The sequence below is a fragment of the Flavivirga sp. 57AJ16 genome, from assembly GCF_028736925.1.
Taxonomy (GTDB): domain Bacteria; phylum Bacteroidota; class Bacteroidia; order Flavobacteriales; family Flavobacteriaceae; genus Flavivirga.
This window is the reverse complement of sequence record NZ_JAQZAT010000002.1, coordinates 70,221-86,297: the sequence shown is the minus strand read 5'-3', so window position 1 is coordinate 86,297 and position 16,077 is coordinate 70,221. Positions and strand designations below refer to the sequence as shown.

At 32.6% G+C, this 16,077-nt stretch carries 19 protein-coding genes; 6 read left to right on the top strand and 13 right to left on the bottom strand.

Features of this window, described 5'->3' with window-relative positions; translation table 11 throughout:
• Positions 1 to 274: 274 nt before the first annotated feature.
• The 4 genes from PQO00_RS02745 to PQO00_RS02730 form a co-directional block, all read right to left on the bottom strand.
• A complete protein-coding gene (locus PQO00_RS02745; protein ID WP_274183300.1) occupies positions 275 to 538 on the bottom strand; it encodes a chaperone modulator CbpM in 264 nt (87 codons plus the stop codon).
• Between the two features lie 256 nt (positions 539 to 794).
• Positions 795 to 1,691 (bottom strand): J domain-containing protein, encoded by an 897-nt coding sequence (locus tag PQO00_RS02740; RefSeq protein WP_274183299.1) that lies wholly within the window; start codon positions 1,689 to 1,691, stop codon positions 795 to 797.
• A gap of 278 nt (positions 1,692 to 1,969) precedes the next feature.
• On the bottom strand, positions 1,970 to 2,449 hold the full coding sequence (locus PQO00_RS02735) for a hypothetical protein (RefSeq protein WP_274183298.1): 480 nt from the start codon (positions 2,447 to 2,449) through the stop codon (positions 1,970 to 1,972).
• An 80-nt stretch (positions 2,450 to 2,529) separates the two neighbouring features.
• Positions 2,530 to 2,967: an Hsp20/alpha crystallin family protein gene (locus PQO00_RS02730; protein WP_274183297.1), complete on the bottom strand. Its 438-nt coding sequence runs from the start codon at positions 2,965 to 2,967 to the stop codon at positions 2,530 to 2,532.
• A 304-nt stretch (positions 2,968 to 3,271) separates the two neighbouring features.
• On the opposite strand from PQO00_RS02730, the gene PQO00_RS02725 reads away from it, so the two are divergent.
• Positions 3,272 to 4,048: a carboxypeptidase-like regulatory domain-containing protein gene (locus PQO00_RS02725; protein ID WP_274183296.1), complete on the top strand. Its 777-nt coding sequence runs from the start codon at positions 3,272 to 3,274 to the stop codon at positions 4,046 to 4,048.
• Between the two features lie 270 nt (positions 4,049 to 4,318).
• On the opposite strand, the gene PQO00_RS02720 is transcribed toward PQO00_RS02725, so the two are convergent.
• Together PQO00_RS02720 and PQO00_RS02715 are read right to left on the bottom strand one after the other, a co-directional pair.
• Entirely contained in the window at positions 4,319 to 4,846 is a 528-nt protein-coding gene (locus tag PQO00_RS02720; protein ID WP_274183295.1) for an SRPBCC family protein, read from the bottom strand.
• Between the two features lie 41 nt (positions 4,847 to 4,887).
• Entirely contained in the window at positions 4,888 to 5,544 is a 657-nt protein-coding gene (locus PQO00_RS02715) for an RNA methyltransferase (protein WP_274183294.1), read from the bottom strand.
• 320 nt (positions 5,545 to 5,864) lie between these two features.
• Here PQO00_RS02715 and PQO00_RS02710 point away from each other — a divergent pair, with 320 nt between their 5' ends.
• On the top strand, positions 5,865 to 6,551 hold the full coding sequence (locus PQO00_RS02710; protein WP_274183293.1) for an NAD-dependent deacylase: 687 nt from the start codon (positions 5,865 to 5,867) through the stop codon (positions 6,549 to 6,551).
• A gap of 576 nt (positions 6,552 to 7,127) precedes the next feature.
• Here PQO00_RS02710 and PQO00_RS02705 read toward each other — a convergent pair.
• From PQO00_RS02705 to PQO00_RS02695, 3 genes are read right to left on the bottom strand one after another with little or no spacing between them, the layout of a single operon-like run.
• On the bottom strand, positions 7,128 to 7,547 hold the full coding sequence (locus PQO00_RS02705) for a cupin domain-containing protein (RefSeq protein WP_274183292.1): 420 nt from the start codon (positions 7,545 to 7,547) through the stop codon (positions 7,128 to 7,130).
• A gap of 15 nt (positions 7,548 to 7,562) precedes the next feature.
• Complete coding sequence (locus PQO00_RS02700) at positions 7,563 to 8,807, bottom strand: glycosyltransferase (protein ID WP_274183291.1); 1,245 nt, start codon at positions 8,805 to 8,807, stop codon at positions 7,563 to 7,565.
• Between the two features lie 55 nt (positions 8,808 to 8,862).
• A complete protein-coding gene (locus PQO00_RS02695; RefSeq protein ID WP_274183290.1) occupies positions 8,863 to 9,336 on the bottom strand; it encodes a heme-binding domain-containing protein in 474 nt (157 codons plus the stop codon).
• A gap of 346 nt (positions 9,337 to 9,682) precedes the next feature.
• Here PQO00_RS02695 and PQO00_RS02690 point away from each other — a divergent pair, with 346 nt between their 5' ends.
• The 3 genes from PQO00_RS02690 (at position 9,683) to PQO00_RS02680 (ending at position 11,885) form a co-directional block, all read left to right on the top strand.
• Positions 9,683 to 10,258 (top strand): adenylosuccinate lyase, encoded by a 576-nt coding sequence (locus tag PQO00_RS02690; RefSeq protein WP_274183289.1) that lies wholly within the window; start codon positions 9,683 to 9,685, stop codon positions 10,256 to 10,258.
• A gap of 71 nt (positions 10,259 to 10,329) precedes the next feature.
• Positions 10,330 to 11,673, top strand: coding sequence for an adenylosuccinate lyase (gene purB / locus PQO00_RS02685; protein WP_274183288.1), 1,344 nt, complete (start codon positions 10,330 to 10,332; stop codon positions 11,671 to 11,673).
• An 11-nt stretch (positions 11,674 to 11,684) separates the two neighbouring features.
• A complete protein-coding gene (locus tag PQO00_RS02680; RefSeq protein WP_274183287.1) occupies positions 11,685 to 11,885 on the top strand; it encodes a hypothetical protein in 201 nt (66 codons plus the stop codon).
• Positions 11,886 to 11,985: 100 nt separating this feature from the next.
• Here PQO00_RS02680 and PQO00_RS02675 read toward each other — a convergent pair whose 3' ends face one another.
• The 4 genes from PQO00_RS02675 to PQO00_RS02660 all read right to left on the bottom strand — a co-directional run bounded on the left by PQO00_RS02675 (position 11,986) and on the right by PQO00_RS02660 (position 14,231).
• Positions 11,986 to 12,528 (bottom strand): DUF4252 domain-containing protein, encoded by a 543-nt coding sequence (locus tag PQO00_RS02675; RefSeq protein ID WP_274183286.1) that lies wholly within the window; start codon positions 12,526 to 12,528, stop codon positions 11,986 to 11,988.
• Between the two features lie 125 nt (positions 12,529 to 12,653).
• Complete coding sequence (locus tag PQO00_RS02670) at positions 12,654 to 13,241, bottom strand: DUF4252 domain-containing protein (protein ID WP_274183285.1); 588 nt, start codon at positions 13,239 to 13,241, stop codon at positions 12,654 to 12,656.
• Positions 13,242 to 13,252: 11 nt separating this feature from the next.
• Positions 13,253 to 13,735 carry a hypothetical protein gene (locus PQO00_RS02665; protein ID WP_274183284.1) on the bottom strand — a complete coding sequence of 161 codons (483 nt, stop codon included), beginning with the start codon at positions 13,733 to 13,735 and terminating at the stop codon, positions 13,253 to 13,255.
• Positions 13,722 to 14,231 carry an RNA polymerase sigma factor gene (locus PQO00_RS02660; protein WP_274183283.1) on the bottom strand — a complete coding sequence of 170 codons (510 nt, stop codon included), beginning with the start codon at positions 14,229 to 14,231 and terminating at the stop codon, positions 13,722 to 13,724. Before PQO00_RS02660 ends, PQO00_RS02665 begins: the two co-directional genes overlap by 14 nt.
• Before the next feature lie 376 nt (positions 14,232 to 14,607).
• Between PQO00_RS02660 and PQO00_RS02655 the strand changes: the two genes are divergently transcribed.
• The gene (locus tag PQO00_RS02655; RefSeq protein WP_274183282.1) at positions 14,608 to 16,077 is read left to right on the top strand and encodes a S41 family peptidase; all 1,470 of its coding nucleotides are present in this window, start codon (positions 14,608 to 14,610) and stop codon (positions 16,075 to 16,077) included.

Genomic DNA, 16,077 nt, shown 5'->3' with positions numbered 1-16,077 from the left:
TCTATACTCCTAAACTAGTTTGGCCATTCCTTGCTAGTACTACCGTGTGTACACATCTTTAAAAAAGACACGAATGGCACAAATTCACACGAATCCAATACTTTATGGTATAGATTGGACTCAGTATGAATATGAATCCCTAGACTATATAGGCTTGATATCCTGTCAATAGTCTGAATAATTTGTGAAAATTTGTGCCATTCGTGTCCAATCTTTTTTTTGTGCATTATTTGTGTACTCACAGTCGTTGCTAGTAGAGGCGTATGGCGTAAATTTATTTATAAAAATCAATTTCATTTTTTAAGTTAATGATATCGTCCCGTAAAGTATTAATTTGGTTTAACAGGTTATCAATAATGTCTATGCCTTCAAAATTGACATTTAAATCGTAATGAATTCTCATAAGTTTTTCTATTCTATCAATTTCTTTAACCTCTACGTACTTTACCCTTTCAAGTTCAATTAAATCTATCAAATCAAAGTGGGACAATGAATTTACAAATGACTGAGGGATATTATAATACCAATTATTACTCAAAACAACCCATATAATTTGTTTAGTTCACTATCTTTCATTTTAAAAATAGGAGTTCATGAATCTTCGATTTCAATTTCGCTCATATTTCAATATAAAACATGTGCTCAGCTCGACTGGGTATAAAACCATAACTAAGGCTATGATTGAATTTTCTATCTTATCTGATCAAAATATAATTCAAATTATTTATAGCTCATTTCAAATAATAATTGGTATAATAACCACATAACTGTTCTATTGAAATTATTTTCATAACCTATTTAATTTTTGATAATTCTTTAAATAATGCTATTTCTTTTGCATTTAAGTTTGTTGGAATTTTAATTTTATAGGTAACGTATAAATCCCCATAATACCCTACTTTTTTATAAATAGGCATTCCTTTTCCTTTTAACTTTATTTTGGTTTCATTCTGGGTGCCCGGTTTCACCTTTAGCTTTACCTTTTTTCTATCAATGGTATCTATAATTAAATCTCCGCCTAATACAGCATGGTACAAATCTAAATCCTGTGTGATGTACAGATCATTTCCATCTCTCTTAAAAGCTGTATTATTTATAATGTTAAATTTTATATACAAATCCCCATTTATAGCTTCTTTGCCAACTTTTTCTCCATGGTTTTTAATTTTTATAACCTGACCATTCTTTACGCCTGCAGGAATACTTAAACGAATATTTTTATTGTTTACCGTAAGTGTATGCTTCTTGCTTGTTAAAATATCTGTTAGGTTAAGCTGTAATTCGGCATGGTAATCCCTTCCTTTAAACTGGGGGCTTTTTCTGCCCTGACCTTGAAAAGCACCACCAAACATAGCATTAAAAAAATCAGAAAAATCATCTTCATTAAAATGAGCGTAAGCATGATCCCTGTTATTGTTGGGCTTTTGGTAATACTGTTGTTCTTTTGCTCTTTCAAACGCTTCTGCATGTTGCCAGTCTTTACCATATTGATCATATTTCTTTCTGTTTTCGGGATGCCCCAACACTTCATTGGCCTCATTAATTTCTTTAAATTTTTTTTCGGCTTCCTTATTGCTCGGGTTAACATCTGGGTGGTATTTACGGGCTAACTTTCTATAAGCTTTTTTTATATCGTCTTCGGTAGCGTTTTTATTAACCCCTAATATTTTATAATAATCTATGTATTCCATAAAATGTATACTATTTAAAAAATGGGTCATTGAAATTCAAAAAAAATGAGGATGTCTAAAAAGTAAAGGCTATGTCACATTGAGTACTTCGGCTCCCTGCCTGTCCGGCAGGCGGGCGCTCAGCATAAACTAAAGTCGAAATGTTTTAAATCACTGATAATCAACAATAGGTTTCGACAGAACCTGTGCTGAGTTTATCGAAGTACTCAATGTGACAGATCAAATTATAAAGACTTTTTAGACACCCTCATTTTCAGAATGGTTGAAAAACCACTTAATCAATCTGTCTTTTCTTTTTCGCTTTCTTTTATCGGGTACTCTTTTAAGAAAAACTCGTTTTTAATAGAATCCATTCTCGAAAACATTTTATTCATTATGTCTTGGTTTCTTTCTAAATGACTTCTAAAAAAATCTTCACTAAAAAAATGATCTTCCGAGAAACTTTCCTTAGTAAAAAAGTCATCAAAAAAAATGTCATTACCCAAAAGACTTTTCATGTGAAGATGCTCATTAAGCCTTTTAAAAACACTATCATTCCTCATCATGTTCTTATCTATATTTGAATAATAGTAGGTGTAAGTAGAATCATATTTAATCAAATTTCCATCTTCGTCATATTCCTTATCTACCTTATAATCTACTTTAGGCTTAATGGTATCCTGTTTTGTTTCTATTTCTTTATTTGTTTTTTTATCCGTTTGAGCATTACAACTGCTCAACATTAATAAAGATATGAAGGTTATTATTAAATTTTTCATATTATTAAAATTTACTAGTTATAAAGCATACGATTAAAGTTAGTTGGTGCAATACGCACCAACTAACTCTTTTTAACCTCTTATTTAATCTTAATTTGTTTTACTGGCTTAGGTTTAGCCTCTTCCTTTTTAGGGATAGCTATAGACAAGATTCCGTTTTCATATTTAGCCGAAATTTTTTCGTCCTCAACCAACTCAGGAAGTGTAAATGAGCGTTTAAATGATTGGTAACTAAACTCTTGTTTAGAAATACGTTCATCATCTTTAACCTCATTAGTTATCTTTTTTTCTGAAGATATTGTTAATAAATCATTATTGAGCTCAATATTAAAATCTGACTTCTCAAATCCAGGCGCAGCCATTTCAACAAAATAAGCATCTGCATCTTCCTTTATATTTACAGAGGGAAGTGTTGTATTTGTATCCGAAAAATTATTTCTATTCCAGCCTTCAAAATCATTACTAAACAATCTATCAAATAAACTTGGTAATTGGTTTTGATATCTTACAAGTGTCATAATAATTATTTTTTTAAGTTAAACATTTAATTTTCATTAACTTATAAACAAAATAAATACCAAGGTTAAATTCATGACATTAAGTCATTTTTTTAAAATATTTTAATGACTTAATGTCATGTGTCCATGAAACATTTTAAGAAAAAAAGAATACATGACCAATCTTCGTAAAAAGTTTAAATTCATGTTTAAGATTAAACTTTTTTGTTAATTTTTAGTCAAATTACAAGTTAACTCGCTCTTTTTGCCAATTTGTTTAGTATTTTAGCTATTGGATTTTAACAAATGAAATGAATCGTTACCAATGAAAAACTACCTGCTTCTTTTTGCTTTTATATTTACTTCTGCTATTTGCATGGGACAAGAAGCTGATAAGGTTATGGGTGTTGTTATTAATTCATCAAATGATTCTCCCCTCGAAAACGTTAACATAGTTAATCTTAATCAAGTAGTTGGTACAACAACTAATAAAAAAGGGGCATTTGAAATTTCTGCCAAAGCAAACGATACACTACATTTTTCATATTTAGGTTTTAAATCTATAAAAGTTAGAGTTACCAATGACTGGCTAAAGTTTGGAAGCTCTAAAATCGAATTAACAGAATTAGCTTTAGCTCTTGAGGAGGTGGTCGTTAACCAACTAAAGCTTACGGGGTATTTAGAAGTTGATATAAAACAACTGCCCGCAATCAATAATAATTATCGTTACAGCATTTCCGGATTACCAAGTACAGGTTACGAAGCTGGCTCTAAAGGAGCTATAACCAAAATTATTGGATCCATTTTTAATCCTGCCGATTTTTTACATCGTATGTTTGGCAAGAAACCAAACGAATTACGGAAGCTGAAAAAGATGAAGGAAGATGATGAAATCAGGAACTTATTGGCATCACGGTTTGACAGGGAAATGCTTACCGTTTTATTACAGGTAGACCGTGTTGATCTGGATGAGATCGTAAGTCAATGTGACTACTCAAAAGGTTTTATACAAACCGCCAACGACTTACAAATACTGGATGCTATTAGTGAGTGTTATGAAGAATACAAATTACTAAGTCGAGGCAGAAGCAAAAGGATATAAATCCTGTACTTGTATTTTTATTCTGAATATTGTATAGCTAAATCAATATAAAATAACATGAACCTTCAGAGTAAAAAACCGAATTTCTTCGTTAAAAATACTCGCCGTAACTAGGCTATGCCTACGCTTTTTGCCTTGAACTTCAATTTTTTATTTCTAAATATTCTATGCCATTTTATAGCGACTTAGCTATATTATAAAAAACGATGGCACGATCCATATCAATGACAGGAATCTCAAACCAACCTACCACATTATTTTCCATGATTTCTATTTTTCTAAAATCGTTTTTAAACTTGTTAAGCCTTCTTCAAAATCTTTCCCCACATGCTTATCAACATTGTAAAGTAGCATAAAAATATTTGTAGGCACTTTATTTTTCCCTGAAAACCCCCAAGTTACTTTCGTTTTTGCTCTACCAACATCTTCAACGCTAATAATAGCATCCGACTCAGATTTCCATGGTCTAAAAAATCGTAATCTAGTCTCCACACGGTCATTCTCAACAATATTCGTAATTTCCTGTTCTCCCAGACCAACATCCTTATTGCCGTCCCATTTGGCTACAAACCCAATTTCACCATCATTACCAACAAATTCTTGTTTCATATTTGGATCTTTCTTTTTCCAGGGCGACCAATCATCTTGATTTTTTATATGCTTTAAATATTGAAATACTTCTGGAAGCGGTTTATTAATAATAATACTTCGATTCACCTGATACTTTTTAGGAGCTATAAGCACCAAAAGAAAGAACAGACCAATAAATGCAAGGAGAAGATAAAGAACAATATACATGATGACAGGTTAGTGTAATTAGTGATTTAAAATTACAAAAATTATTGTTGATTATAAAAACGTTCTACGATCTCATCATAACTTTTAATGGTTTTTGTAATCCAATCTAAACGTTTTTCCAACAACTCTTCTTCAGTTAATTGCCAGTTAATAGTCGTTTGTCTTAATTTGGTGGTAACATGTTGTAAAATGATTGCTGCAGATACCGAAATATTTAAACTTTCCGTAAAACCAACCATGGGTATTTTTAAATAACAATCGGCGGCATCCATCACCTCTTGAGATAACCCTTCCGTTTCTCTTCCAAAGAAAAAGCATGATTTCTTAGTGATATCGAACTCATGCAACTCACAATCATTTGTATGAGGCGTAGTAGCCACTATTTGATATTTTTTTTCTTTTAAATCTAAAATACAATCGCTTACTGTGCTGTACCTATTTAAATCCACCCATTTTTGAGCACCCATTGCTATCTCCCTATCAATGCGTTTTGAATTTCGTTCTTCAACAATGTGTACTTCCTGTATGCCAAACACATCACAACTACGTATTACCGCACTTGTATTGTGCAATTGATAAACATCTTCGGTTGCCACAGTAAAGTGTTTGGTACGTTGCGATAAAACACGATCAAAACGTACTTTGCGGTTTTCTGTAAGGTAGGTTTCTAAATGTTCTAAAAGTTTTAAATCAATCATGTCTTTTTGCTAATACCAAATAAACTTCAAAACAACTGGTTAAATCCGTTTAGCTCACTATCATTTATTTTTATAATAAGGAGTTCATGAATCTTCGATTACTATTTCCTTTATATTTCAATAAAAAACATAACCATAACTAGACTATGCTTATGTTTTTTATCTCATCTAAAAAAAATATAATTCAAATTTATTACCAATCATTTTAAAATTCATTTGGTATAATTCCCGAATTTAATAAAAAAGTATGGATTTCAGCTATAGTTTATCTTGACACAAAACGAAGGGCAAGAATAACAAATAATAGCTATTTTTACGATATGAAAAAACATTTAGTGGTACTTACAGGAGCTGGAATGAGTGCCGAAAGCGGCATTAAAACCTTTAGGGATGCTGATGGCTTATGGGAAGGTCATGATGTTATGGAAGTGGCGACACCTGAAGGCTTTGAGGCGAACCCTGAATTGGTTTTAGACTTTTATAATCAACGTCGTAAACAACTTTTCGAAGTGGCACCTAATGCAGCTCATTATGATTTAGCTAAACTTGAAAACAACTTTAATGTTACTATTATAACACAAAATGTGGATGATCTACATGAACGAGCCGGAAGTAACAACGTGATTCATCTACACGGTGAACTTTTAAAAGTAAGAAGCACCGGTAATGAAAGCGATGTACAAGCCTGGCAAACCGATTTGGTTTTAGGAGACACCTGTCAAAAAGGCTACCAACTACGACCACATATTGTTTGGTTTGGTGAAGATGTGCCTATGATCGAAAAAGCGGTTTCTATTTGTGAAACTGCCGATATCCTACTCGTTATCGGCACATCTATGCAAGTATACCCTGCTGCGGGCTTGATACACTATGTTCCCCATAACACACCCACTTATTTTATAGATCCTAAGCCAAATATTAGCAGTAAGGAAAATCTAACTGTTATTGCAGAACGGGCTACGATTGGAGTCTCAAAAATCTTGAATACACTGAATAACAATAATTGATAAGAGATTCATTTATGGTCTTTTACAAATAGTCAAGATTAATTTTAGGGAATCACTTTGATGGTAAATAAAAAAATTCTTGAAACAGACTATCCCTACCTAGTCGGCAGACAGGCTCGAGGCAGAGTCATAGAGGTATTTCGGCTGTTTCATACCCAATCCCTGCCTCGCCGGCAGCTACGGTGTACCCGCATCTTTTTTAAGTTATTTTTTCTTATCGGCTTTATGGAATTTAATCTATATAAACAACGACTGCAAACTAAACCCTGAGCATCAAACAATAGTTAAGACACGAATGGCACAAATTTACACGAATAGAGCCTCTTGGGTTGAGGTCTGCCCAACAAAACACGAATCAGACTTTCAGTCTGTATTAAGCCTATACAGGCTTGAAACCTGTCAAACCTTTGGCTTGGTAGACTCGTCGATAAGGAAAGTTCTTGAAATTAATATGTGCCTTTTTATATCTCATTATTTTTTAAGTTTGTCTATTCATTAATATTTGTGGGTACACCGTAGCTCGCCGGCAGGCCCGAGGCAGAGCCTTCGGGGAATCATTTAGAATTAAACAATAAACTAATCCTTTTCAACAACAGTAATGGGCAAATCTTCTGTTCCTGCATAGAATACCACAATTTCGGCTGGCTTATTGCCTTTATTGATACCGTAATGTATTTTGTTTACAAGTTCCACAATAACATCTCCCGCTTTAAGTTCTAAAACCTTTTTATCCTTATCCACAACGGTCAACTCACCTTTTAGCAGAATACCCGAATTAATAACCGGGTGGTAATGTTTATGTAATGTCATTTTGGGCGGAATGGTTATTCTTAAAACCGTAATTTTGGGGTTTCCTTCTGGGTAATTTGGAAGTTTGTCTCCATTCCAACTTTTAGTAGTTTCGATTAACTTGACAACTTCAATTTTTTTTATTTTACTGGCTTTACAAGATGATAATACTAGTACTAAGCTTAAAATAAAAAGTATTCTATTCATTTTCAATTAATTATTTTATTTGTTCTTCTCTTCTATCCACTTGCTCATAAACTTAGTACTTTGCATGTTATGATGTTGTAACATTTGACCTGTGAAGTTGTTAAATCGGTTTTTACTGAGCTCTTCTGCCATTTGTTCTATTTTATCAGATAGTTCTTCCTGAAAAGCTTCTTTATTAAAGCGTCCGTTTACAATTTGAACCCCCTTTTGCTGTTTCTCTTTCCAAAGGTTTTCATTGGTATATAATTCAACAGCTTTCTTCGCAAATATTTCCGGGGCATCCTCTATAAACCCATTAGGCTTTAAATCTCCATACATCCCTTCTGCCCCAACGGCCGTGGTAACACAAGGCGTTCCATTTTGCATGGCATCTATCAATTTTCCTTTTAAACCTGCCCCAAACCTTATAGGCGCTAAAGAGACCCGGGCTTGCTGCATAACTTCATTAACATCATGGGCAAAGCCTTTAATTAAAAACCGTTCTTTATCATTATGAAGTTGATTTACTTTTTGAGATGCATAGGCGCCATAGATATGTAATTCTGCCCTTGGTAATTGATTTTTAATGAACGGCCAAATAGTTTCTTTTAGATACAATACCGCATTGTAGTTAGGTTCGTGCAAAAAATTACCAATGGTTATAAAATGTTGACGTGCTTGAAAATTTGGAAGTTTTTCAATAGTTGCCTCCAACACTTCGTCTAACATAAAAGGCAAATAATGCAATAAAGCAACATCCACCTTAAATTCATTTTTAAGAATTTTCATTTCAACCTCTGAAATAATCAAACTTAAATCACTTCTGTAAATACTCGCTATTTCCCGTTTTGCTATATCGTTGAATAAATAAGTTTTATTAAAACCTTTACCTTCTTTAAAAGCCTGCTGCCTTCCTCTTCGTAAGCAATGCAAGTCTTCGGTATCTAAAATTCTCAATGTATTAGGACATTGTTCTGCTACACGCCAACCAAACTGCTCCTCCATCATAAAACGATCGAATAAAACGATATCAGGACTGAGTTCTTTGATAAAAACATTAAAACTGGGATTGTTTAATTCAATGGCAATTTGATCAATTCCTATACTGGTTAAATCAAAAGCACGATCACTTTTAGCACAGGGACTGGAAAATATTATTTTATAATTCTGAGCCTGAAAAAACCGAATAAGCTGCATCATTCTACTGCCCGCTGCAGAACTTTTGGGCTCTGGCCAAACAAAACCAATAATTAAAAGCTTTTTTACCACAAATTCAAACATGTTTTAATTAAACCACCCACACCTAACACCTCATACCTATTGCCTAATACCTATTTTACTCTGGCTTAGGCACCAAGCTATACTTAAAACGTACTTGTTTTGCCCAATCAATAACAGCGGTTATTTGTTCGTCCGTAAGCTTAGCTTCTGTATGCGTCCAGGTATATGAGTTAAGAGGCATGCTTTTATCCTCAACCATTTCTATAAGTTCTTCAAATTTATGATCTTTTCGCTTTACGGAATTCCCCTCCCAATCGGATACATTAAAATGTTTTTTTCCATGTTTTATATGATCTGCCAGCCAATAATTCACAGGTGTGATATGATTGTACCAAGGATACCTTGTAACATCACTATGACAATCAAAACAACTCTCCTTTAAAATAATCTTAACCTTTTCCGGCGGATTTGTTTCATTAAAAAAAGCTTCTATAGATGCTATATCACCCTCATTCTTTTCTGGATTGAAAAATTGAGCGATAATAAATACAATCAATAACAGTAAGAATATTTTTTTTATTATTTTCATGCGTTTAAATTTTTGTAATTGAAGTGATTAAACTTTTTTGATTGAAGCGAAAAATAGTTAATTTTTATTTGTTTTGAAGCCTTTTTTGCACTTCATAGCAGCGTTACGAAGTAATAAAAAGACGAAAAAAAGGATGAAAAGGAACATTCCTGCCTGCCGGCAGGCAGGTTGCAGCCAATTGAAAAAAGTTTAAATCACTTCATTTTTTGATAATACATTAATTAAAAAGTTGAGAACGTATGCAACCGCTTCGCGCTCTTATTAAAATTTTTATTAATATGGAGTCCTATGCAATGCTTATTTCATTATGGGTATTTTAGGTATCTAAAATAGATAAAATTATCTTATGTCTTTTGAAGAATTCTATAAAGAATTAAGCTACATAAATGCTTCTCGCGAAAATCGATTGAAATATGCCCATATGGTTTTAAACGATATGAGCTTATTCCCTAAACTCATGGACATTTTATTTATGGTCGATGACAAAGTATCGTCCCGTGCAGCTTGGGTTTTTGAGTTTGTTTGCGAAAAGTATATTTATGCTGTTGTACCATATTTAGATACATTTACCAAAAACATTCATAAAATTCATTTAGACTCGTCTGTACGCCCCGTGTCTAAAGTTTGTGAATATATTACCAAGGCATACTATTCTAAAAATCCCAATACGATAAAAAACACATTAAATCCAGTACATAAAGAGCGTATTATTGAAGCCTGCTTTGATTGGATGATCAGTGACCAAAAAGTAGCACCAAAAGTATATGCTATGGAGTCTTTATTTCTTTATGGAACTGATAATGATTGGATTTATTCCGAATTAACACAGATTTTAGAGCAAGATTTCCAAAAACAAAGTGCTGCTTTTAAAGCACGGGCCAAACGCACGTTGCTTAAAATAAAGAAAAGCAAGGCTTCCTAAAAAATCGTAAATCAGATACCTGAAAACGCAAATCAAAAACGTATCTTTGCATCTTCAAAAAACACATACGAATGTCATTATCATCATTAAATGCCATCTCTCCTATTGATGGGAGATATAGGAGTAAAGTTAACGAACTAGGACCTTATTTTTCTGAAGAAGCACTTATAAAATATCGGGTTTTAGTAGAAATCGAATATTTCATTGCGCTTTGTGAAATTCCATTACCACAGCTTAAAAATATTGATATTGCCATTTTTGATGATCTAAGAAAAATTTATAAGGGTTTCTCTACAGATGATGCTTTAGCTATCAAGAAAATTGAAAGTGTTACAAACCATGATGTTAAAGCTGTTGAATATTTTATAAAAGAAAAATTTGATGCTTTAAATCTATCACAGTATAAAGAATTTATTCACTTCGGATTAACTTCGCAAGACATTAATAATACAGCTATTCCTTTAAGCATTAAGGAAGCAATGAACGATGTATATGTTCCTGAGTACTATCATGTTTTAAATAGATTAAAAGAACTAACCAACGATTGGGCCTCAGTTCCCATGCTTGCAAGAACACATGGGCAACCTGCTTCCCCTACGCGTTTAGGAAAAGAAATTGAAGTTTTTGTAAATCGTTTAGAAGAACAATTTAATTTATTAAATGACATCCCAGGCGCCGCTAAATTTGGAGGTGCCACTGGTAATTTTAATGCGCATCATGTAGCATATCCAAATATCGATTGGAAAGCATTTGGTTCCAAATTTGTACAAGAGAAACTAGGCTTACAACATTCATTTCCAACTACTCAAATTGAACATTACGACCACATGGCTGCATTGTTTGATACCTTAAAACGTATAAACACAATTTTAATTGATTTAGATCGAGATATTTGGACCTATGTTTCCATGGATTATTTCAAGCAAAAAATTAAAGCAGGAGAAGTTGGAAGTTCTGCTATGCCCCATAAAGTAAATCCGATTGATTTTGAAAACAGCGAAGGGAATTTAGGTATTGCCAATGCCCTTTTCGAACATTTATCGGCAAAACTTCCTATTTCCAGATTACAGCGAGATTTAACAGACAGTACTGTTTTACGTAATATAGGGGTTCCTTTTGGACATACACTTATTGGATTTAAATCCACTTTAAAGGGGCTTGATAAGTTGCTTTTAAATGAATCTAAATTTGCTGAAGACTTAGATAATAATTGGGCTGTAGTTGCCGAAGCCATTCAAACCATTCTACGTCGTGAAGCATATCCAAATCCTTACGAAGCTTTAAAAGGCTTAACAAGAACCAATGCTAAAATTAACCAAGATTCTATTTCTAATTTTATTGATACATTAGAGGTCTCAGACACAATAAAAGAAGAATTAAAACGTATTACACCTAGTAACTATACAGGAATCTAAGAATTAGGCAGATGTTAAATGACAAACAATCTTTATTACTTTGCGGCCTTATGGTCTGTGGTATTTTTGTTACCGGAATTTTGGATATCTTGAATAACTTTATTGTTTTAACGTTCCTTACCATTATATTTTTAACAATTATTGCTAATCTGGTGTATTCAAAGCTGAATCCGAACGAGGATGCAGAAAATAAAAATGATGATCCAAAATAAAAAGGCCTGTCAAAATATTGACAGGCCTTTTTTGTTCCTCGCTTAGCAAGAGTAAAAATCTTTAAGATACCGGTTCTGATTTAAATAACATTACTATAAATTATTTAAAGAAATTCACAATATCTTGTAGTTGATTTTCATCAACGTTAGCCTTTTGTAAAGCAGTCATTAGAGTTACCATTTTATCTGGACTCATATCATCTCCCAATACGCGAATAATTGCAAAACCGAGTTCTTTAGCATGTCCAAAAACAACCACTTCATCCGCATTATCATCAGTACCAACATACTTTACAATAATTTTTCTTCCTTTATCGTTAAATTCCACTAAATCCTTATACTTAGAGTCCTTTAAAATAGCTTTTACTATTTTTAACTCTTCCTTTAACGCTTCGGCGTTATTTTCATTAGCTTTATATCCTAAGAAATTCAATTTATTTACTGAATTATAAGCCTCTTTTTGTTCTTTAGAAAAAGCCGTTTGATCTAATTTGACCATGGATAAAGGCAGATCTTGCGAAATAAAATTTGACGCTTCTTGGTTATCTACAAAATAGGTTTGTAAACTGGTATTAGTAGCACAGCTTACTAAAATAACTGTTACAAATAAAGTATATAAAATATGTTTGACTGTTCGTTTCATCTAGTTTCTATTTAGTTTGTTGTTTGAGGTCGGACTCATCCCGACAGATGCAATTTGCCTATCTAAAAACCTCAATATTTATCGAGGTTTTTAGAAAGACTATTATCATGATTGATGAATTGTTTTTAATTCTTTTTTTCCAAATGTTTACCACCTGGAATGTTCATTTTATCAGTAAGCTTAGAGATTTCATTTAGATCTATATCTCCCGTAAGTGCTACTATGACTGTTTCAATTTTTCTGTTTTCACCATTAATTTCAACACCCTGCCCCTTCATAGCCTTATCGATACCATTTACAAAAATTAAAAGTTCTTTTACATGGTCTGCATCTTTACCTTCTTTTACATAAAACTTTACTTCGGTACCATCATCTTTAACTTCCATTAATTCCTCTAAAGAACTTGAATGGGATTTCACCCATTTTTTGATGTCTCCAGAAATAACCTTATTATCTGTTACAATGGTTTTAAAACTAGTAATACTTTTTACCATGTCCATATAAGCTTTAGCCTCTGGATCTTCTACATTGATCCCCATTTTAGCTATCATTTGAAACATTTTAGGCTTTATGGATACATATGTAACATCCGAGTTATCACTATACTTATCAAAAATGCTCTGGGCCATTCCTGTTAATGGTAATAGTACCATTGCCAATATAAATGTAAATACTTTCTTACTCATCTTTTCTTTATTTATTATTGTCTTCATTTTTTCCTTTTTTAATTTTTAAAAATTATACTTGTTGTATTTTCAATCTCATTAAGGTAACCCAATGTAGCCGTTCCTTTATTTACTTCGTTTAGATAATTAACAGTAGAGGTTCCTTTATTAAAATGGTCTGAAATCATGGCCAACGACTTGGTTACTTCGTCAAGAGCTTTTTCAGGGTTACTATAAGTCCCATATGCATATTCTTCATAAGAATTAACTATTGGGGCTTCAAAATAAAATCCTAACATAAGAACGGCAACTGCAGCAACATAAATCCATTTGTAATTAGTACGCTTCCTTTTTAATGGTATGTCTTTAGTAAATTGTTCTTGTTGGTTTACCAAAAAATACGCAAACATGGGTTTGTACATTTCTAAATGTGGCGCTACAGTCTCTTGCGAAAAATAGTGTTTTAACTGCTGCTCTTCCTTTAGTGTTGTTTCACCGTTTTCATACTTTTCCAGTAATCTTTCTATATTATTTAATACCATAGCTATGTGTATTAGTTAATTTTTCCCTTATTGTTTTTCTTGCTCTCGATAAATTTACACGTACTGCCGTATTATTCATATCCAGCATTTTTGCAATCTCATCAAAATCGTATTCTTCTATATCCCGTAATTGAATGATCATTCTTTGTTGTTCGGGCAATCCTTCTATAATTTTTGAAACCCAATCTACACTATCATTTAATTCAATTTGCTTTTGTAATGGTGTATTTCCGTCTTCATAATTGCTATGCACAATTTTTAAATTTTGGGCTTGTTTGGATTTCAATTTATCAAAACAAAAATTCTTGGTCATGGTCATAGAAAAGGCTTCTACATTTTTATATTCCTGGATCTTCTTTTTATTGTTCCACAATTTCAACAAAACCTCTTGCGTTGCATCTTCGGCTTCCTCGGTAGATACAAGTAATCGTTTTGCCAAACGAAAGACTTTATCTTTAAAAGGCATGACAATATTTAAAAACTCTGCTTGAGTCATTGGTGGTTCGGTTTAGTTAGCCCCTTTGTTTTTCCAAACATTTCCCTAGGGAAAATTGCTTTATTGTTGCTATTTGATATTACGACGACCTATAATGTATTTTGTTACATCGAAAATAAAATTTGTTAAGTTACCTTTTTAAAAGGCTTCTATTTTCAATAGGTTACCTCTTTTAAGAGCCTGACAAATTCAATCGAAACTTAAAATTTAAAAATTTAAGTACTTATTATTTTTTTAATTATATAATAATGTAAGTAAATTTAGGGTTTTAAAGACTAAACGTTGGACTGGCTTCATTTTTTTGATTGAAGTGAAAAATATCATTTTGTCGCCAATTTAAAAAAGTTTAAACCAGTTCGTTTATAAAAAAATAGCTATGAAATATTTTAAATCCCTAATTCTATTGCTTACGCTTACCTTTTTAACTACTAGTTGTTTTGAAGATGGTGATGACATTGTGGTTACCGCAAGTGAAATAAATGATTTTGTTTGGAAAGGCATGAACGCCTTTTACTTGTATAAAGAGAACATTCCTAATCTTGCTAATGACAGGTTTTCCAGCAACCAAGATTATGCTGATTATTTAAATAGTTTTTCCAAACCTGAAGATTTATTTGAAAGTTTAATTTATGAAAGGGAAACCGTGGATAGATTTAGTTGGATCGTTGACGACTATATTGCACTAGAACAACTTTTTAGCGGTATAACGACAAGTAACGGCATGGAGTTTAAAATATTCCGGTTTTCTTCAACAGATACTGATATTTATGGTTTTGTAACGCATGTTTTACCTAATTCTGATGCGGCTTCAAAAGGTGTTAAACGAGGAGATATCTTTTATGGGATTGATGAAACACAACTTACTATTAATAACTATGTATCTCTTTTAAGCCAAAAAAACTACACCATTAATCTAGGTAGTTATAATGATAATAATACCCCAAACGATTCTAACGATGATTTTATAACTCAAAGCCCTCAGAGCACTCCGTTATCTAAATCCCAATACACAGAAAATCCTATTTTTATTAATTCTATATTAGATGTGGCGGGAACTAAAATTGCTTATTTAATGTACAATAGTTTTACAGGAACTGAACAATTTAATGCTGAATTAAATGATACTTTTGGAACATTTAAAAATGCTAATGCCACAGAATTAGTTCTTGATTTACGTTACAACCCTGGAGGATCTGTCAATACTGCTATCATGTTATCTAGTTTGGTTACTGGACAGTTTGATGGAGATGTTTTTAGCACAGAACAATGGAATAGCGAATTACAACAGGCTTTTCAAAATGAGGACCCCGAGTTACTGATCAATCGATTTGTAAATAATAATGAGGGGACACCTTTAAATAGTTTAAATCTAAGTAGAGTCTACGTGTTAACTACTAGCAGTAGTGCTTCTGCCAGCGAATTGGTTATTAATTCATTAAAACCGTACATTGATGTTGTACAAATTGGAACAACAACAACTGGTAAATATCAAGCGTCGACAACATTATATGATTCTCCTAATTTTAGACGTAGCGGAGCGAACCCTGGCCATACATATGCCATGCAACCATTAATATTTAAATCTTTAAATGCTAATGGTGTAACCGATTATTTTGATGGACTTTCTCCCGAAACCGGAAATGTATTATCGGAAAGCATAAATAATTTAGGCGTTTTGGGCGATATAAATGAACCGCTTCTTGCCGCCGCAATTGCCAAAATTACAGGTACTGGGCGATCTATTAATGAAAAGGCCACATCTGTAGATTTTATAGGGGATAGTAAAGATTTAATTCCTTTTTCTAAAGGTATGTACACAAACAAAAAACTACCAACCGGATTATAA